This is a genomic window from Pseudomonas sp. SJZ080 (assembly GCF_007828295.1).
Classification (GTDB): domain Bacteria; phylum Pseudomonadota; class Gammaproteobacteria; order Pseudomonadales; family Pseudomonadaceae; genus Aquipseudomonas; species Aquipseudomonas migulae_A.
Map to the genome: position 1 here is coordinate 1 of NZ_VIUK01000034.1, position 18,242 is coordinate 18,242.

An 18,242-nucleotide genomic window follows, 5' to 3' on the forward strand; every position below is an offset into this window, starting at 1 on the left:
TGCTTCAAGCACCGCGGACTCACAGCTTGCCATCCACCCCTCTCACCCCAGAGCTTATTCCTAGATCTAGACACAAGCGGGCTTGCTCGCGAAGGCGTCCTCAAAAGCGCCACATCTACTCTGCAATATTCACATCGCTGTAACGCGCAAGCCGCCAAACCGTCATCCCCCGCGCCCATCCTGTAACTCCCGTAATCGCCTTGGGAGACTCGAAATGGCCCAGCCCTACGAAGAACGCAACAGCGCCGTCAAAACCCGTCGTCAGCAAGAAGACCAGCGCCGCATGGAATTTCGCCGCGCCATCGAAGATCGCTGCGAGCGCCGCCAGTTGCTGGCAGAGATCGGCGACTTTCCTGATCTGGAACTCAACTACTGGCAGGCTGCGCCCGCAACTTCCCGTCGAAACGCTCAACCAGGGCGCTGATCTGCACCCGTTCGCTGCGGATAAACGCAAGGAATGCGTGGGCCACCGGCGACAGCCGTTTGGCCTTGGCCTGCACCAGGCACCAACTGCGAAACAGCGGCAACTCTTCGACCGGTAATTCGATCAATCCACCGGTCGCCAACTCCAGGTTCAGGGCGTGGCGTGTCAACAGCGCGACGCCCAGACCCGCCAACACACATTCACGTTGGGCTTCGGCCGATGCCACCTCCTGGGTCTGGTTGAAGTGCACGCGTTTTTCCTTGAAATACTCTTCGCACGCCAGTCGCGTTCCCGAGCCGGGCTCGCGCAGCAGCAGCGTGTAGGGTTCGAGGTCCTGCAGGCGCAGCGGCCCCATGTGGCACAGCGGATGATCCGGTGGCGCCACGGCGACGATCGGGTTGTTGAGGAACGGCAGAAACTCCAGCCCCATGTCCTGCGGCACCATGGACATGATCACCAGGTCATCGCGGTTGTCGGAAAGACGCCGGATCACTTGCCCACGGTTGACCACGGTCAGTTGCAGGTTCACTTCCGGATGCTGGCGTTTGAACGCGGCAAACAGGTGCGGCACGAAATACTTGGCGCTGGATTCCACCGCCAGTTTCAACTGGCCCTGCAATGATCCCTGCATGTCCGACAACTGCATGTCGAGGTTTTCCAGGCGCCCGAAAATGTCCCGGCTGGCACGTTGAAGGGCTTCGGCGGCCTCCGTCATGTAAAGCTTTTTGCCGACGTAATCGAACAGCGGCTGACCGATCAGCTCCTCGAGTTGACGAATCTGCAGGCTCACGGCAGGTTGTGTGAGTGACATTTCGTCCGCTGCGCGGCTGTAGGATCGCAAATCACAGACTTCATTGAAGATCTGCAATTGACGCAATGTCATACGCATCAATGACTTACGCATTTTCTACACGCTCTCGAACCAGGCTGACGGTTCAACTATAAGTCTTTACTTATGCCTAACCCAATAATTAATCATTTTTGTTAATCCCTTGCGGGGGCTAGTGTGGGGCTGCGACTAAATCGAAACATTTAGTCACGCGTCGACCTCCTCTAGCAGGTCGTGGGTACCACCGGCTCAAGGGAAATTCCAAGTGATAACAAAGATCCTGATCGCCAACCGTGGTGAGATTGCCGTACGAATCGTGCGTGCCTGCGCCGAAATGGGCATTCGCTCGGTCGCGATCTATTCCGATGCCGACCGTCATGCCTTGCATGTGAAACGCGCGGATGAAGCCCACAGCATCGGTGCCGAGCCACTGGCCGGTTACCTGAATGCGCGCAAGCTGGTGAATCTGGCGGTAGAGACCGGTTGTGATGCGTTGCATCCCGGCTACGGTTTCCTCTCGGAAAACGCTGAGCTGGCAGATATCTGCGCAGAGCGCGGTATCAAGTTCATCGGTCCATCGGCTGAAGTGATTCGCCGCATGGGCGACAAGACTGAAGCCCGTCGCAGCATGATCAAGGCGGGTGTACCCGTCACCCCGGGGACCGAAGGCAACGTCGCGGGCATCGAGGAAGCTCTGGTCGAAGGCGATCGTATCGGTTATCCGGTGATGCTCAAGGCGACTTCCGGTGGTGGTGGCCGTGGTATCCGTCGCTGCGACAGCCGTGAAGAACTCGAACAGGCATTCCCCCGCGTGATCTCCGAAGCCACCAAGGCGTTCGGTTCCGCGGAAGTGTTCCTGGAAAAATGCATCGTCAATCCGAAACACATCGAAGCGCAGATTCTCGGCGACAGCTTTGGCAACGTGGTGCACCTGTTCGAGCGTGACTGCTCGATCCAGCGCCGCAACCAGAAGCTCATCGAAATCGCCCCGAGCCCGCAGCTGACCCCTGAGCAGCGCGCCTACATCGGCGACCTGTCGGTGCGCGCAGCCAAGGCCGTGGGTTACGAGAACGCCGGTACCGTGGAGTTCCTGCTCGCCGAAGGCGAGGTGTACTTCATGGAAATGAACACCCGGGTGCAGGTGGAACACACCATCACCGAAGAAATCACCGGCATCGATATCGTGCGCGAGCAGATCCGCATCGCGTCCGGCCTGCCGCTTTCGGTGAAACAGGAAGACATCCAGCACCGCGGTTTTGCGCTGCAGTTCCGGATCAACGCCGAAGACCCGAAGAACAACTTCCTGCCGAGCTTCGGCAAGATCACCCGTTACTACGCGCCCGGCGGCCCCGGCGTGCGCACCGACACAGCGATCTACACCGGCTACACCATTCCGCCTTTCTACGACTCCATGTGCCTGAAGCTGGTGGTGTGGGCGTTGACCTGGGAAGAGGCGATGGACCGTGGCTTGCGCGCCCTCGACGACATGCGTCTGCAGGGGGTCAAGACCACCGCCGCGTACTACCAGGAAATCCTGCGCAACCCGGAATTCCGTAGCGGCCAGTTCAATACCAGCTTCGTTGAAAGCCACCCTGAACTGACCAACTACTCGATCAAGCGCAAACCCGAAGAGCTGGCCCTGGCCATCGCCGCCGCCATCGCCGCCCACGCAGGCCTGTGAGGAATATTCCAATGACCAAGAAAATCCACGTTACCGACACAATCCTGCGCGACGCCCACCAATCGCTGCTCGCCACCCGCATGCGCACCGAAGACATGCTGCCGATCTGCGACAAGCTCGACAAAGTCGGCTACTGGTCGCTGGAGTGCTGGGGCGGCGCGACCTTCGACGCTTGCGTACGTTTCCTGAAAGAAGACCCGTGGGAGCGTCTGCGTCAGCTGCGCGCTGCGCTGCCTAACACGCGCCTGCAAATGCTCTTGCGTGGCCAGAACCTGCTGGGCTACCGCCATTACAGCGACGACGTGGTCAAGGCTTTCGTCGCCAAGGCGGCGGTCAACGGCATCGACGTGTTCCGTATCTTCGATGCGATGAACGACGTGCGTAACCTGCGCGTCGCCATCGAAGCCGTAAAAGCGGCCGGTAAACACGCCCAGGGCACCATCGCGTACACCACCAGCCCGGTGCACACCATCGACGCGTTCGTTGCGCAAGCCAAGCAAATGGAAGCCATGGGTTGCGACTCGGTGGCAATCAAGGACATGGCTGGCCTGCTGACGCCATACGCCACCGGCGAATTGGTCAAGGCGTTGAAATCCGAGCAGTCGCTGCCGGTCTTCATCCACTCCCACGACACCGCTGGCCTGGCCACGATGTGCCAACTCAAGGCCATCGAAAACGGTGCCGATCACATCGACACTGCGATCTCCAGTTTCGCCTCGGGCACCAGTCACCCAGGCACCGAGTCGATGGTTGCCGCCCTGAAAGGCAGCGAGTACGACACCGGCCTGAACCTGGAACTGCTGCAAGAGATCGGCCTGTACTTCTACGCCGTGCGCAAGAAATACCACCAGTTCGAAAGCGAATTCACCGCCGTCGACACCCGCGTGCAAGTCAACCAGGTACCGGGCGGGATGATCTCCAACCTGGCCAACCAGTTGAAAGAGCAGGGCGCCCTGAACCGCATGGCGGAAGTGCTGGCCGAAATCCCGCGGGTTCGTGAAGACCTCGGCTTCCCTCCGCTGGTGACCCCGACCTCGCAAATCGTCGGTACCCAGGCGTTTTTCAACGTGCTGGCCGGCGAGCGCTACAAGACCATCACCAACGAAGTGAAGCTTTACCTGCAAGGCGGCTACGGCAAAGCGCCGGGCACCGTGAACGAAAAACTGCGTCGCCAGGCGATCGGCAGCGAAGACGTGATCGACGTCCGTCCTGCCGACTTGCTCAAGCCGGAAATGACCAAGCTGCGTGCCGAAATCGGCGCCGTGGCCAAGTCTGAAGAAGACGTGCTGACCTACGCCATGTTCCCGGACATCGGCCGCAAATTCCTCGAAGAACGCGCTGCCGGCACGCTGACTCCAGAAGTGCTGCTGCCAATTCCTGAGCCAGGTGGCGTGGCTTCGGCCGGTGGCGAAGGCGTGCCGACCGAGTTCGTTATCGACGTCCACGGTGAAACCTACCGCGTCGACATCACCGGTGTCGGCGTCAAGGCTGAAGGCAAGCGTCACTTCTACCTGTCCATCGACGGCATGCCGGAAGAAGTAGTGTTCGAACCGCTCAACGAATTCGTCAGCGGCGGCAGCAGCAAGCGCAAGCAAGCCACTGCACCGGGCCACGTCAGCACCACCATGCCGGGCAATATCGTCGACGTGCTGGTCAAGGAAGGCGACACCGTCAAAGCCGGCCAGGCCGTGCTGATCACCGAAGCGATGAAGATGGAAACCGAAGTCCAGGCGGCCATCGCCGGCAAGGTCACCGCCATCCACGTAGCCAAGGGTGACCGAGTGAATCCGGGCGAAATCCTGATCGAGATCGAAGGCTGAGTTAACAGCCTCGATATAACGCTTTAAACCTCGGGGGGGCATGTGCTCCCCTTTTTTTTCGCCCGGAGTTCGTGGCGCCACTCACCAATACTGTGGGAGCGGTGTCATTTGCTGATTAGAACGTCATTCGCCACTGACCTGTGACACCGTGACTGCGGCTGTCGCTGCCCATTTCACCCGTGAGGCCCAAACCGAGGGTATTGCGTGTGGAAAGCTTGAGGTCCACGCCCGCATCGACCATCAACGAGTTCCGATCCAATGGCGCACTGTAGACGCTGTAGTCATTCCCTCCGGTGACAAGACGTTGCCTGGTTTCGGTGTAGATCTTGCCGTATGAGTGTTTCCAGCCAGCGCTCACGCGCGGTGACAGTTGCACACCGTTATCCAGCGTATTGAGCTTCGCCAGACGGAGGCCGAATGTGCTGCTGAAGTTTTCCTCGGACTGCCCGTGGACGTTCAGCGCTGCATCGCCACCTTTTTCCGTGAAACTGTCGCGCTGATAACGTTGGTATCCAACGCTCGCAAACGGCTCGATGCTGAAGTTGGCGCGGCCCAGGTTGTAACCGACTTCCGCGAAGGCTTGTTGGGTAGACGCATCGTAGCGGCCTTTGGGGCGATCCTTGAAACCGGAGAATTCGACCCGGCGAGCGCTGTTTCCGTCGTGGCTATTGTGAGTCGCACCCATGCGCAAGGACATCGGTCCGTCCTGAAGCAGGGCGTAAGCCCCCACGTGCCAACTGTCCAAATCACCCACGAGCTCCGTGCTTTTCTGACGGGTACGGGATTGGCCTGCCATCACCCCCAGTCGCCAGTGTTCATCAACTTGCCTATCGGCTCCCAATACCAAACCTTGGCTGGAGTGCTGCAAGGGATGATATTCGCGATCGAGTTTCCCGCTGTGTCCCAGCGCCTGAAGCCAGACCCTGCCACTCCCTTCGCTTCCGGCCGCCAGACGAGGCGTACGGTTCTGATTGTAAGAGACACCGGTGTTGTTTAGCTGGCGCATGGCCGAGAGAAGGGTGGCGGTGACAGGGCCGTCGCTGTTCAGCGTCGCCTTGGCGAGATTGGCGTTGCTGTCGCCGGCCAGAATTTCGAGGGCATAGGGGGCGGTCGCTCTATCGGAGGCGAGAAGGGCGGTAACGGCGGCGTTCGTTGAGGTGGACGTTTGTTGAGCTGCGGCGGCAGTGCTTGTGGCAGCAGATGGTTGCGCAGTTGTGGCGGAGTCTTCAGTTGTCTTTTCGACGATGCTGCTGGGCATGCTCTCAGAGGATGTTTGAGTTTTGGCAATGTTTTGCGGCTCGATGATGCTTTGGCCGAACGCCTGCCCGCTTTCGGAAGTAGCGAAACTCGCGATGGGCACATCGTTACGGGCGTAGGTCAGACCGACCGTCTTTTTGTTGTATTGCAGAGAGGGTTCCATATAGGCCAGGTCGTGGAGGACTTTGCCGAATTCGCCTTCTACCTTTTTAGCCTCAATGATGGTGTGCTGGCTGCTTTGCGGATACTCGCCCGGCATTGCGACGATTTTCAGTGTGGCGCCGCCCAGGCTGGCAGTGCCTCCGACCTTTATCGTTCCTGCGCTGCCATCAGGGTTGACCTCGTACGCCAATACGGCTTTCTCGGATAGGCTCAAGTCACCTCTGACCTTGGGCGCGCCGTGCAATCTGTTGATATCGACAAGACCATGCACGCCTAGGCTGCCGACGGTGCCAGACCCCGCGAAAGTACCACCCTCTACGACGTCGACGTGACCCTTTATTTCGCCGTTATTGAAGAGCTGCCCGACTGTAACCGCGTCCCCCAGGATTTTCCCATTATTGGTCAGGATTCCGTCATTCAGGACCACCACGCCTTCTATGAAGTCGCCTTTACTGGACAGTGTCCATGAGCCCTCTGAAAGGTAAAGCCCGTGGAAGTTGCGTGTGTCGCCCAGCGTGCCACCGTCTGAGGCATCAAGATGGATGACGTTGGTTCCGCCGCCACCTTCAGCGCGTCCTTTGAAGCTGCCCCCGTTCTTGACGATGATGAGGTCGTGGTCGTCTCCTCCTTTTACAACGCTTTGTGGCGAGTCGATCACTGTGGTCTGGGTGTCGCTCGCCCCGATAAAAGCTGAAAGTCTGGCAAGCGGATCGGTCTTCAGCCCTACATCTGACTGTTCGGTGACCTCGACGAGGGCTGAGGGGGCGGTAGCCGTTGTCGGATCTTGGGCGTGGGAAAATCCAGTGCAACCCAGTGCAAGTGCAATCGCCAGGGCGAGATTGTGGGGACGGTACGTGTGTTGAATGGGCATCGAATTTGGCCTCTGTTGACAGGAGGCCAAACTCTAAAAGGCGGCTGATTTTGCGGATGTCAGCCGGTTCCGGCGCGTAGCGCGGGTAGTGTCGGATCGTTTTGTGGAAAAAAGGCTGGCTACAGGGAAATTAAGGTTTCTGCTGATGCCGCGGCGCTGGTTTTCCCTACATCCTCTCCGTACGAGAGTACATTTCACACAATCAAAAACTCATTTACCTCTGCCTATCTACCCCTGATTGCTGATGCCGCTGCCGCCGTCTAGTTGTTGTAGGAGCCGGCTTGCTGGCGATGGCGATCTCGCGGACGCCATCACTGGCAAGCCGGGCTCCTACAAGGGTTGCGTGTGTTTGAAAGCTGCAATCCTTCCCTAGCTTCGACTCAAATACGCCTTCCCATAATGCCGCTCCATCCTCGCCTGAATCAGCTCCAACCCGATCGACATCACCCAGTAAATCACCGCCGCCGTCGTCAGCATTTCGATATAGCGATAGCTCGATCGCCCATACGACTGCGCCAGGAACATCACTTCCCACACCCCCATCACCGAGATCAGTGACGAGTCTTTGAGCATCGAGATGAATTGATTGGTGGTTGGCGGGATGATGGTGCGCATGGCTTGCGGCAGGGTGACGCGCCAGAAGATCACGGTTTCGCGCATGCCCAGTGCCAGCGAGGCTTCGCGTTGGCCGTGGGGGACGCCGAGGATGCCGGCGCGGAAGATTTCGCTCAGGTAGGCGCCGTAGTTCAGCGACAGGGCGATGATGCCGGCGGCGATGGCGCCGGGCACGATGCCGAGTTGCGGCAGGCCAAGGTAGATCAGCAGGATCTGGATCAGCAGCGGTGTGCCGCGAAAGAACGAGGCGTAGAAACTCGCAATCCCGAAGGCCACGGCGCTTTTCGACAGCCGCGCGAGAGCGGTGATGAAGCCCAGCAGCGACGACGCGACGATGGAGCACAGGCACAAAAACAGCGTCAGTGCCGCGCCTTGCAAAAAGCCGTTTGGCGCCAGGTGCAGGCCGATCAGGTTGGGCAGTTTGTCGAGGATGATCGAGAACTTCAGGTCGAAGCTCAGGAAGAAACTGGTGAACAAACCGAGCATCGCTGCCCAGGTCAGGTACAGCCGCGTGCGAAAACCGAAGATCCGTTGCAGCCGGGACTCAGTCACCGGTTGTGGCGGCTGAGGAGGGGTTGGGAAAGAGGTCATTGGCTGATATCGGCACCGATCCATTTTTGCGAGAGCCTGGTCAGGGTGCCGTCCTGTTTCAATTGCGCGAAGACGTCACGCACCTTGGCGTCCCATTGGGCATCGCCTTTTTCAATGGCCACCGAGTTCGGTTCCGAATAAAGCGGTGCGCCGGCGAGCTTGAAGCGTTTGTCTTCGGTCAGGCGCGGCTGCGCGGTGACGAGGTTGGTGAGGACCGCATCCAGTCGCACGCCCGCGCCCAGTCCCAGGTCCTGAAACGCTACGTTGTCGGTGTCGTACGGGGCGATCTGCACGTTTTCGAACGGGTACTGCAACTGCGTGTCTTCGGCGCCTTCGATCACCAGGTTTTTGTTCAAGTAGCTTTCGTAGCTGGAAGCACTGGTAAGGCCGACTTTCTTGCCGCTCAGGTCTTTGGCGCCGTGGATGCTGTCGTCCTTGACGTTGACCACGATCACCGCTGGCGAGGCGTAGTACTCGACCGGGAAGTCGAAGACCTCGGCGCGGGCCTTGCTCGGGGTCATCGAGCAAATGCAAATGTCGTAGCGCCCGCTCCAGTGGCCGGCCGCGATCACGTCCCAGGACGGGGTTTCGAGGCGCAGTTTGACGCCGAGTTTGTCCGCCACGGCTTTGGCCACATCAACATCGAAACCGTCGAGCTGGTTCTGGTCATTGAGGAACGAGAAGGGTGGATAGCTTTCCATCAACACGCCGACCAGTTCTTTCTTTTGCTCGATGCGGTCCAGCGTGGCGCCAGCAAAAGCCTGGGTGGAGGCAGCCAGAATTGTCAGGCCCAAGGCCAATAGCGGTTGAAATTTCACAGTTCGGTCCCTGATAAAAAAATGGTTGTTATTAACCGGATGGTGCGTATTAAATAGTTATAAGAACGACTCCGGTAGTGAGTTATTTTCATAAGCTTATGAGTGAAAAGCATATGGGCGCAGCAAGCACAGTGATTCTGGATGGCGGCATGGGTCGTGAGTTACAGCGCCGGGGCGCGCCGTTCAGACAGCCCGAATGGTCGGCGCTGGCCTTGAGTGAAGCGCCTCAGGCTGTGGAAGCGGTGCACGCGGCTTATATCCAGAGCGGCGCGAACGTGATCACCAGCAACAGTTACGCGGTGGTGCCTTTTCACATTGGCGAGGAGCGCTTTGCTGCCGAAGGCCAGGCCCTCGCGGCGTTGGCCGGGGAGTTGGCCCGGCGCGCAGTTGAGGCTGCGGGCAAACCGGTTCGTGTGGCGGGGTCACTGCCGCCGTTGTTCGGCTCCTATCGTCCGGATTTGTTCGACGCGACCCGGGTGACCGAACTGCTTTCGCCGCTGGTCGAGGGGCTGGCGCCGTATGTCGACCTGTGGCTGGCGGAAACCCAAAGTTCGATCGTTGAGGCGCGAGCGATTCACGCCGGTCTGCCGAAGGACGGCAAGCCGTTCTGGCTGTCGTTTACCCTCAAGGATGAGGACACGGACGAAGTGCCGCGTTTACGCTCCGGTGAACCGGTGGCTGAAGCCGCTGCGGTAGCGGCCGAGCTGGGCGTCGAGACGTTGCTGTTCAACTGCAGTCAGCCGGAAGTGATCGGGGCTGCGATTGATGCGGCGCGGGAAACGTTCGAGCGTTTGCGGGTGAAGATTCACATCGGCGCCTACGCCAATGCCTTCCCGCCGCAACCGAAAGAGGCGACGGCCAATGACGGTCTGGACCCGTTGCGCGAAGATCTGGACCCGCCGGGATACTTGCATTGGGCGGCGGACTGGAAAGAGCGCGGTGCCAGCCATTTGGGTGGTTGCTGCGGGATCGGGCCGGAGCATATTGCGGTACTGGCCCAGAAGTTGGCGTGATGCCCATCGCTAGCAAGCCAGCTCCTACAGGATTTCGGTGGATCACGATGTTGTGATCAACGCATAACCCTTGTAGGAGCTGGCTTGCTAGCGATGGCGTCCGAAAGGGCGCTGCTAAATTACCCGCGGCACTCCGCCAACGTTTTCACCTGCCCCGATCCCGCCTGATTCTCATCGCTTAACCAGCGCTCAAACCCCGCACCAATCGCCGGCCATTCCGAATCCAGAATCGAATACCAGGCCGTATCCCGGTTCTGACCCTTGACCACCATGTGCTGGCGGAACACCCCTTCAAAACTGAACCCCAGCCGCTCCGCCGCGTACTTGGAGCGTGCATTGCCGTTATTGCACTTCCACTCCAGGCGTCGATAACCCAGTGCAAAGGATTCCTTGGCCAGCAGATAAACCGCTTCAGTACTTTTCGGCGAACGCTGCATCGGCGCGCCGAAGGTCACATGGCCGATCTCGATGCGGCCCTGAGACGGCACGATAGACATCAGACTGAGGATGCCTTGCACGTCGCCGCTGGCCCGGTCGATCACGCTGAAGAAATACGGGTCGCTGTTGGCCGCGTGGTTGTTCAGCCAGTCGTTGAATGCGCTGCGCTCCGGGAATGGACCGTAAGGCAAGTAATCCCAAAGTTTCGGGTCGGAGCCGGGGCCTTGCAGGGCTTTCCACAAGCCGTCGGCGTGACGCGCCGGGTCGAGTTTTTCCAGACGGATGAAACGACCTTCGATGGTTTCAACGGACGGTGCCGGGACACCTTTCCAGTCCGCGAGTGAAGTCGACATGCTGTTCTCCTTGAACCTTAAATGGCTTTGCGAAACTGGATGAAACCAGGACGTTCGGCGATGCGCTCGTAGAGCTGGATCGCGGTGGCGTTGGTTTCGTGGGTCAACCAATGGACCTTGCAGCAACCGTCCGCTTTGGCGGTGGCGTAGACGAATTCGATCAGCTTGCGGCCAACACCAGTGCCGCGGGTTTCGGGTGTCACCAGCAAGTCTTGCAGGTAGCAGGAGTTTTCGATGCTCCAGTTCGAGCGATGGTAGATGAAGTTCACCATACCCACCGCTTTGCCATTGACCCTCGCCAAGGCCGAATGGGTCAGTTCGGTCGGGTCAAGCATGCGTTGCCAGGTACTGTCAGTCACGGCCTCGGGCAGTTCGGTGTTGTAGAAACGCAGGTAGGCTTGCCACAACGGCAGCCATTCAGCGTGATCGCCGGCGGTGACCTGGCGGATGTCGATCTGACTCATGTGGGGTTCCTTAACGCATCAAGTGGGCGAGGGTCTGATCATGCGCATCGGAGCTGGCGGCGAGCCCCTCGCGCACACCGGCGATATCTGCAGCGCTGCGGTTCTGGCTGAGTTTGCGTTTGCCTTCCAGGCGCTGGATCGGCAGGGCAAACCCGACGATGGCCTTGAGCATTCCGTCGATGTAATCGGCGGGTGCGTCGGCAACTGTCCACGGTTGGGCGCGACCGGCCTCGTGGCGATCGGTCAGTGCGCTGACCAGGTTGAGCAGGCGCTCGGCGTCTGTGAACACTTCAGCCGTGCCGTAAGCGTGCACAGCGACGTAGTTCCAGGTCGGCACGACTTTGCCGTGCTCGGCTTTGCTCGGATAAAAACCGGGGCTGACATAAGCGTCGGCGCCAGCAAAGATCACCAGCGCTTCGGCACCACTGTGCAGTTCTTTCCACTGTGGATTGGCTCGGGCGAAGTGACCGTAGAGGGTGCCGTTCGGACCTTGGTCAGGGCGGAACAGCAGCGGCAGATGGCTGGCTTGCAGGCCTTGCTCGCCGTGGGTAACGACCATCGCGAGGCGGGTGCCGAGTATCTGTTGCTGCAGTTCGTCCAGATCGTTGATGGCAAAGCCGCTGGGGGTGTACATGGAAAAACTCCTTGGCGAATGCCTGCATCCTAGGCAGGCTATTGGTCTGTTGTAAGAGCCATTAATGACGAATTTCATAGGTCCATTGTCATGACGGATGCGCCGATTTCCTTGTCGTTCAACCCTGCGGGTATCGAACTTGATCGCCGTCAAGGCCTGAGTCGTCAGCTTTACCAGGCCTTGCGCTTGCGTGTGCTCGACGGTCGATTGGCCAGTGGCACGCGATTGCCGGCCAGCCGCGATCTGGCGGCAGCACTGGCGATTTCCCGCAACAGCGTGGTGCGGGCTTACGATCAGCTCTATGCCGAAGGGTTTATCGAAGGGCGTGTCGGTGACGGAACCTATGTCGCGCAATTACCGCAAACGGCGCTCCCGGCAAAAAAACTATCCACAAAAGTATCCACAGGGTTTTCAACAGGGTTACCCACAGCCTTATCCACAAATTGGCTGGATTTACCTGTGGTTCCATCCAGTAAAGTTATCCACAGTGGGGCGCTGGGGCGCGTTGAACACAACCATTTGGCCCTCCCCCCGAGTGGTCCGCCGCGCGCATTTCGGGTAGGCGTTCCGGCATTCGATCTGTTTCCCTTCGAGGTCTGGGCCAAGCTGAATGCGGCTTTCTGGCGAAAACCGGATTTGCAGCAGCTGTGCTACGGCGATCCGGCGGGCGATGCGCGATTGCGCGGAATGATTGCTGCTTATTTGCGCAGCTCCCGGGGCATGCAGTGCACGGCTGAGCAAATAGTGATCACCAGTGGCGCACAGCAGGGGATTAGCCTTTGTGCACAGCTGCTGGTGGAACCGGGCGATGGGGTGGCGGTTGAAAATCCAGGGTATCGGGCGGCGGGTCATGCGTTCGCGGTGGCCGGTGCGAAATTGCATGGCGTGGCGGTGGACAGCGAGGGCATAGATTGCACCGAACTGACCCGGCTCGGCGATTGTCGGCTGGCTTACGTCACGCCTTCGCATCAATACCCGACCGGGGTGGTGATGAGTCTGGCGCGGCGTCTTGAGTTGTTGGCGTGGGCCGAGCGCACCCAAGGCTGGATCGTCGAGGACGACTACGATGGCGAATACCGCTACAGCGGCGCGCCCCTGGCACCGTTGGCGGCGCTCGATCGCCAGGGCCGGGTTTTGTACGTCGGGACCTTTGGCAAAGTCGCCTTCCCGGCACTAAGACTGGGTTATCTGGTACTGCCGCCCGGTTTGGTCCAGGCCTTCTCGCAACGCCGTGCGGTTGATGTTCGACATTCCGAAGTGAGCACCCAGGCGGTCATGGCCGAGTTCATGGCCGCCGGGCACTTTCAGCGGCATATCCGTCGCATGCGCAGGGCCGCCTTGAGTCGACGCAATACGTTGTTGGCAGGCTGGCCACAAAACATCCCCGGCGTCGGCAGTCCGCCGAGTGTCGCGGCAGGGCTGCACATGACCGTGGCCATCGACTCCCAGGCTCGCGAGCTCGAGCTTGTCGAAAAAGCCGCCAGTGTCGATGTCGAGATCAACGCCCTGAGCAGCTACTGGTTGCCGGATTCGCAAACCCCGCCGGACCAGCGCGCCGGGCTGGTCCTGGGATTCGCAGCGGTGCCCGAAGCGGCCATCAGCGCAGCACTCGGGCGTCTGGAAAAGGTCTGGCGCTAACCGGGTGTTCGCTTTTTAACTGGCGTGAGGCTCACGCCTTTGAGGCAGTGGAACTGGCCTTGGGCAAGAACAGCGCTTTGGCCAGTTGGGGGCTGATTTCGCTGCGTTCGATCGCGATCAATTCGTTGTTGGTGCGCGCTGTTCGCCAATCAAACGCTCCGCCCAGTGTTCGTTGTGCGACGGTTTTCAGATGGGCAGCGGTATATCCACCGACCGCGGTGTCGGGTTTTGGATAATGAAAGTGGGCGTACCAAAGTACATTCCCGGTGGAAGAGTCACGAATTTCATACTCATCGAAATAGTCCTTTCTGCGTTTTGTCTGTTTTCGGGCGGCGTTCTTGACGATATTCACCAAGCCTCTTTCGTGCAGCCACTCCACGCGAGCCGCAATGGGGAGTTGTCGCTTGATCATGTCGATCCGGGTCTCGCGGCCCTTTTCGTAAAGGCGGGTCGCTTCTTCATTGAGCCTCTTGGCAAGGCTGGCGCCAGAACCCGGCCCGCTGTCGGTGAGGTTTTTATCGATCAGGGCCTTTTCGATGGCGTCGGCGGCGGCTTCCATCTGACGGGCCTGTTGATGAAACACCTCCTCGATTTCCACCGGGATGCGCCCGGCCCGTAGTGCATCTGCCTCGGTGCGGTGGGTCAATGCCCCTGATCGATCCAACAGTGACTGGCCCGCCTGGACGCTGGCTGTCAAATCCGGTCGCGGGGTGGTCGGCACTTTTGCCGTGAGCGGCACATGTTCGAGCCACACACCGGGGGTTTTCTCATGAAAGGTCGCGATGACTTTGTTGGTGAGCGGTGAAGTCACGTCGATCAGGTCGGTGTTATCAACGGCTGTGCGCTCGCGGAGCTTGCCGACCACCGTACCCTTGAAGCGAGTCTTGATCAGGCGTTTGGTCGACGGAGCCGGGCGGGAAGGCCCCGGTGCAGGCTCCAGCAGTCTGCGCTCGTGCAACAAGCCCACCAGTTGACTCATACACTGTTCCTTGAACGCTTCGATCCGCTGACGCATGAGGTCCAGCGGCGTCTGCAGCAGCTGTTGCGGGAATTCTTCGGGCAGATCGAGAATCCGCAGGTCCAGGGTTGCAAACTGCTCCACCAGATCATTGAAACCGTCGATCCGCTCAAGCAGCGGCAGGGTGGTGTGGTCGGCGGCAAGGTCCATCGAGGACTGAATGGTGAGCCCGGCATCTTCGACCATTTGTTGCATGGCCTGGCGAGCCAGCGGGGTGGTGACTGTAACGGTGTCGTTGAGGCATAGCTCCTGGGCAAGGCTGATCTGGAAAAGTTTCAGGTCGTGCAGGCTGAACGTCGGCAGCTGTGCCTGGTACTCACGGGCGGTTTCTGCCCCTTCTTTGCCCAGACGCAGCAGCTCCTCGATGCGCGCGTGGGCGAACTCGATCTTGTCGATAAAACCCTGGGTCATGTCACTGGTGAGTTGATGCGCCTGGCGCGCTGATCGAGCGTCCGACGGGGGCACGTCGTCCAGTAGTTCGAGCGATTCGCGCATACGCTCACCGAACACGCGATTTTGCCGCTCGAACCATTTCTGGGTCAGTGACAGTTGATAATCCAGACAACTGACCATTACCGGGCGGTAGTTGGGGATGGACTCGAGGGTGTTGTAGGTCTTGAGCTGCTCGATATAGGCGCCATATTCCGTCAGCTGTGAGTCCAATACATCGATCAAGGGCTGGCGATGGGTGTCGGCGGTCTTTTCCGCGGCTTCGAGCTCGTTTTGCAAACCCCGTTTGCGGGCATCGAACGTTGTCAGTTGCCGTCTCAGGTTCTCCTTATGCTGTTGGTTTTTACGCTCGATTTCCTTTCGGCCCTTACCCCCGCCACGCAACCTCAGGCGCGTGTCGATGAACCATTCGCCCTTCGCGGAATGAAACAGCAGCGGGCCCGTTGTTGCAGGCGTTTGCCGTGAGTCGATGATCTGCACATCATCATTGTCGTCAAGCATGACTTCAAACCAGCGCTGACCGACCCTGGCATACCATTTCTGGTTGAGGGGGCTCAGGAACCGGTGACGGCCGGGTAGGGTCAACGGCTCTTTCAGTTCAGCAGGTTTCGCAATTGCCAACCCGTTCAGCAGGGTGGCCAAAGGACCCGGCATCAACACGCCTTGGTGGTGCACGGACGTTTCATGGTTGGCAGGTAAATAATCTGCGGCGAGATCGGGCAGTTGCGTCAGGGTGATTTTTGCCGCCGGCAGCGGCTTTATGGCGAGGGGCAAGCTCTTCTCTACAGCGCGTGGCGCGGGTTTGCTGCGCGTGGCCGCGTGATGGGCGAGCACCATGCCCAGTGATAGAAACAGATCGGTCAGTGCGGCCCATGCCTGATCGCTGTCGCCAGCTTCGCTGGCTTCATTGGCTTCGTGCAGGTCGTCCATGATTTGCCAGATCCAGGCCGCCGCTGCGCCCGTGCGGCCGAAAAAGGGCAGTGCAACATTGAACAGCATCCACGCGGCCTGTTTGAGCGTGGCCCAGCGACGTTCCGCATTGGAGACCGATTGCCGGTCGGCCAGGGTGACCAGCGCGTTGGCATTGGCGGTGAACAGTGCCTGCACAGAAGGCTCGACGGCGGGCGTCTCGCTTAAGGTCAGCGTTCCCATCATGCCCAGTGTCGACGTCGGGTCGGTCAGCCATTGCGACAGCGTCCAGACAGAGGGCAACTGACCGGGGAACACATACTGCGAATAGTTGAACTGCACGTCCTCCGGCAGCCAGGCCAGGACTGACTGACGAAGCGCTTTGTTGTGCTTGATCGCATACAAGAGGTTGGCTTCGCCGCAATACTGGATCAGCGGATGATCGAGCAAGGGTCGTAACAGGAGGCAGGGGCCTTTGTCGGCCAGTCGGGGTCCGATCACGAACATGTTGGCGACGACGTCGGCCTCGCTGTCCGTGCGTCCTCCCGGAATGAACGCCAGCGGGCGAATGACGATTTCCAGCCCGTCGACATAACGATCGTCTGGCTTTTCCTGCATGGCCGCGACAACGAAGCGATAACCCTGTTCGTCGATGCCGGCTTCGCCGCGAATCTTGAGTTGCAGCGCCTGTAGCGGCAGTTGTATGCGCAGGTGGCTGGTGTAGAGGTTCTGTCGACGCAGACTTTCCGCGGGACCGGTGAGCAGTTTGCTTTTGATCAGGGCGGGGTAGGTTTCCCCGATGTTAACGCGGGTGACGAGTTCCTCCAGGTAAGCCGGTGTCATCCACACAGGCGCCGCTTCGCCGTTTTTGTATTGCACGGTCTTGTTGCCCGCAGGTGCGGCGATCAGGTTTTGCAGTGCCAGTTCCATCAGCGTGAGGGTCTGGGTCTGGGTCTTGCCCGGTACGATGACCGCGCCGAGAACGACGAGGCTGGTGATGCAGACTTCGATGTCGTCCAGTTTCAGCGCCGTTGCAGCCGATTGGTCCCGAATCTTTTTGTCCTTGATCATCTGATCGATCAGCGCTTGCAAGGTGAAATCGGGCAGAGAGGGAATGCCTTCATCGAAGGATTTACCGGCGTTCTGTTCCCGCAGCAGTGCCAGGTCCATCAGGTGTCGGCTGTAGCGTGTGAGGTCGGAGGGTGGGGCGCTGGTCATCCAGTCGGGCAACAGACGCTGGATCTGGCTGAAACGTGAAGCGGGCTGTTCGTGATAGTCCGTGAAATGTTTTGCCGCGGCGCTGATCTGCGGGGCATGGGTGGGGGCCAACGGTGCAGGCGTGTCACCGAGTGAGCCGATGGCATCGATTTCCAGCGCGATCAGGGCGCAGGCCTGGTGATCGAAGAAATGGCCGGTGGGTTCATACAGGCGCCATTGAAGCGCACGATCGGTCGCGGATGCAGCAATGCGCGCGGACAGCGTTTCACCCAATGCCGCCAGTGAGTCGTAATGCTTGAAGCCTTCTGCAATCGAATGGGTAACGATCAGCGTGCGCTCACCCAGGGTGCCGACCGCTACTGCAATGTCCAGCAGTCTCAAGTGCCGGGCGGGCTGTTTGCCGAGGTCGTCGATATCGATCAGGCAGGCCTTGGTTGCGTATTGGTCGTTTGATAGTCGCTCGGCCCGCTGCGGGTGATCATGGAGGGTGCGGACCATGGCCCGCTGGTCTTCGTCCCAGCCAGCCTTTTCGTCGACGTTCCAAAGGTCGCGCAGTGCCGCAGAGAGTTGATGCCAGCGAGTCTTCGACCCGGCGATGTGCTGGTTCCAGTAATCGAGCTGTCGTTCCTGATAGGCCACGAACAGCTGTCGGGCCAGTTTGTTGAGCAGGCACCCGAGGGCATCGATCTTTACCGGCAGATGAACGGCCGGGTCGACGATGGGGGGCCGGGTCAGAAAATGTTCCCCGTCGATGTAGGTCACTGTCGTGCCCGCTAAACCGAGTCGCACCAACACGTCGGTCAGGGATTCAAACCGGTTGTTGCCCGGCGTGACCTCTTTGCCGGCGATGGTCCAGACGGGCGTTACCACCATGGTCAGGTTCGGGTCGATGTGCAGCTGTGGATACGCGGTACCGAGGGCGGTTCGCAGTGAATTCGAAGCAACTTCCCTGATCGAAGGGCCAGTCACCAGTTGGGTCAATATATCTTCAGAGATTTCGGAGGGCGTGTCGGGCATGGCCGTTTTTCCTGTTGCCGAT

Annotated in this window: 13 protein-coding genes; 5 read left to right on the top strand and 8 right to left on the bottom strand. The window is 59.5% G+C overall.

Annotated elements, in window-relative coordinates:
* Window positions 1-214: 214 nt before the first annotated feature.
* A complete protein-coding gene (locus tag FBY04_RS29210; RefSeq protein WP_017341588.1) occupies window positions 215-424 on the top strand; it encodes a PA3496 family putative envelope integrity protein in 210 nt (69 codons plus the stop codon).
* On the opposite strand, the gene FBY04_RS29215 is transcribed toward FBY04_RS29210, so the two are convergent.
* A complete protein-coding gene (locus tag FBY04_RS29215; protein WP_084317686.1) occupies window positions 366-1,328 on the bottom strand; it encodes a LysR family transcriptional regulator in 963 nt (320 codons plus the stop codon). The two genes, FBY04_RS29210 and FBY04_RS29215, sit on opposite strands and share 59 nt — an antisense overlap.
* Before the next feature lie 190 nt (window positions 1,329-1,518).
* Here FBY04_RS29215 and FBY04_RS29220 point away from each other — a divergent pair, with 190 nt between their 5' ends.
* Window positions 1,519-2,934, top strand: a complete 1,416-nt coding sequence (locus FBY04_RS29220; RefSeq protein ID WP_084317687.1) for an acetyl-CoA carboxylase biotin carboxylase subunit — start codon at window positions 1,519-1,521, stop codon at window positions 2,932-2,934.
* An 11-nt stretch (window positions 2,935-2,945) separates the two neighbouring features.
* Window positions 2,946-4,754, top strand: coding sequence for a sodium-extruding oxaloacetate decarboxylase subunit alpha (oadA, locus tag FBY04_RS29225; RefSeq protein ID WP_084317688.1), 1,809 nt, complete (start codon window positions 2,946-2,948; stop codon window positions 4,752-4,754).
* Window positions 4,755-4,869: 115 nt separating this feature from the next.
* Here the strand turns inward: oadA and FBY04_RS29230 are convergent, their stop codons facing one another.
* The 3 genes from FBY04_RS29230 to FBY04_RS29240 form a co-directional block, all read right to left on the bottom strand.
* Window positions 4,870-7,044, bottom strand: a complete 2,175-nt coding sequence (locus FBY04_RS29230; RefSeq protein ID WP_145318807.1) for an autotransporter domain-containing protein — start codon at window positions 7,042-7,044, stop codon at window positions 4,870-4,872.
* A 369-nt stretch (window positions 7,045-7,413) separates the two neighbouring features.
* Window positions 7,414-8,250 (bottom strand): amino acid ABC transporter permease, encoded by an 837-nt coding sequence (locus FBY04_RS29235; protein WP_145318810.1) that lies wholly within the window; start codon window positions 8,248-8,250, stop codon window positions 7,414-7,416.
* A complete protein-coding gene (locus tag FBY04_RS29240) occupies window positions 8,247-9,068 on the bottom strand; it encodes an ABC transporter substrate-binding protein (RefSeq protein WP_145318814.1) in 822 nt (273 codons plus the stop codon). The genes FBY04_RS29235 and FBY04_RS29240 overlap by 4 nt, the downstream gene beginning before the upstream one ends.
* A gap of 113 nt (window positions 9,069-9,181) precedes the next feature.
* Here FBY04_RS29240 and FBY04_RS29245 point away from each other — a divergent pair, with 113 nt between their 5' ends.
* Window positions 9,182-10,081: a homocysteine S-methyltransferase family protein gene (locus FBY04_RS29245; RefSeq protein ID WP_084317692.1), complete on the top strand. Its 900-nt coding sequence runs from the start codon at window positions 9,182-9,184 to the stop codon at window positions 10,079-10,081.
* 119 nt (window positions 10,082-10,200) lie between these two features.
* On the opposite strand, the gene FBY04_RS29250 is transcribed toward FBY04_RS29245, so the two are convergent.
* From FBY04_RS29250 to FBY04_RS29260, 3 genes are read right to left on the bottom strand one after another with little or no spacing between them, the layout of a single operon-like run.
* Window positions 10,201-10,872: a GNAT family N-acetyltransferase gene (locus tag FBY04_RS29250; protein ID WP_084317693.1), complete on the bottom strand. Its 672-nt coding sequence runs from the start codon at window positions 10,870-10,872 to the stop codon at window positions 10,201-10,203.
* A gap of 17 nt (window positions 10,873-10,889) precedes the next feature.
* Window positions 10,890-11,336 carry a GNAT family N-acetyltransferase gene (locus tag FBY04_RS29255; RefSeq protein ID WP_084317694.1) on the bottom strand — a complete coding sequence of 149 codons (447 nt, stop codon included), beginning with the start codon at window positions 11,334-11,336 and terminating at the stop codon, window positions 10,890-10,892.
* 10 nt (window positions 11,337-11,346) lie between these two features.
* Complete coding sequence (locus FBY04_RS29260; protein WP_145318817.1) at window positions 11,347-11,970, bottom strand: FMN-binding negative transcriptional regulator; 624 nt, start codon at window positions 11,968-11,970, stop codon at window positions 11,347-11,349.
* A gap of 90 nt (window positions 11,971-12,060) precedes the next feature.
* Here FBY04_RS29260 and FBY04_RS29265 point away from each other — a divergent pair, with 90 nt between their 5' ends.
* Window positions 12,061-13,608 (top strand): PLP-dependent aminotransferase family protein, encoded by a 1,548-nt coding sequence (locus FBY04_RS29265; protein ID WP_145318820.1) that lies wholly within the window; start codon window positions 12,061-12,063, stop codon window positions 13,606-13,608.
* A gap of 31 nt (window positions 13,609-13,639) precedes the next feature.
* Here the strand turns inward: FBY04_RS29265 and FBY04_RS29270 are convergent, their stop codons facing one another.
* Window positions 13,640-18,220, bottom strand: a complete 4,581-nt coding sequence (locus FBY04_RS29270) for a DUF6543 domain-containing protein (protein WP_145318823.1) — start codon at window positions 18,218-18,220, stop codon at window positions 13,640-13,642.
* Window positions 18,221-18,242: the final 22 nt, after the last annotated feature.

Coding starts and splice junctions, on each gene's coding strand:
- FBY04_RS29255 (WP_084317694.1), bottom strand. CDS start 11,336: ATGAGTCAGATCGACATCCGCCAGGTCACCGCCGGCGATCACGCTGAA.
- FBY04_RS29245 (WP_084317692.1), top strand. CDS start 9,182: ATGGGCGCAGCAAGCACAGTGATTCTGGATGGCGGCATGGGTCGTGAG.
- FBY04_RS29215 (WP_084317686.1), bottom strand. CDS start 1,328: ATGCGTAAGTCATTGATGCGTATGACATTGCGTCAATTGCAGATCTTC.
- FBY04_RS29265 (WP_145318820.1), top strand. CDS start 12,061: ATGACGGATGCGCCGATTTCCTTGTCGTTCAACCCTGCGGGTATCGAA.
- FBY04_RS29230 (WP_145318807.1), bottom strand. CDS start 7,044: ATGCCCATTCAACACACGTACCGTCCCCACAATCTCGCCCTGGCGATT.
- FBY04_RS29260 (WP_145318817.1), bottom strand. CDS start 11,970: ATGTACACCCCCAGCGGCTTTGCCATCAACGATCTGGACGAACTGCAG.
- FBY04_RS29235 (WP_145318810.1), bottom strand. CDS start 8,250: ATGACCTCTTTCCCAACCCCTCCTCAGCCGCCACAACCGGTGACTGAG.
- FBY04_RS29270 (WP_145318823.1), bottom strand. CDS start 18,220: ATGCCCGACACGCCCTCCGAAATCTCTGAAGATATATTGACCCAACTG.
- FBY04_RS29210 (WP_017341588.1), top strand. CDS start 215: ATGGCCCAGCCCTACGAAGAACGCAACAGCGCCGTCAAAACCCGTCGT.
- FBY04_RS29250 (WP_084317693.1), bottom strand. CDS start 10,872: ATGTCGACTTCACTCGCGGACTGGAAAGGTGTCCCGGCACCGTCCGTT.
- oadA (WP_084317688.1), top strand. CDS start 2,946: ATGACCAAGAAAATCCACGTTACCGACACAATCCTGCGCGACGCCCAC.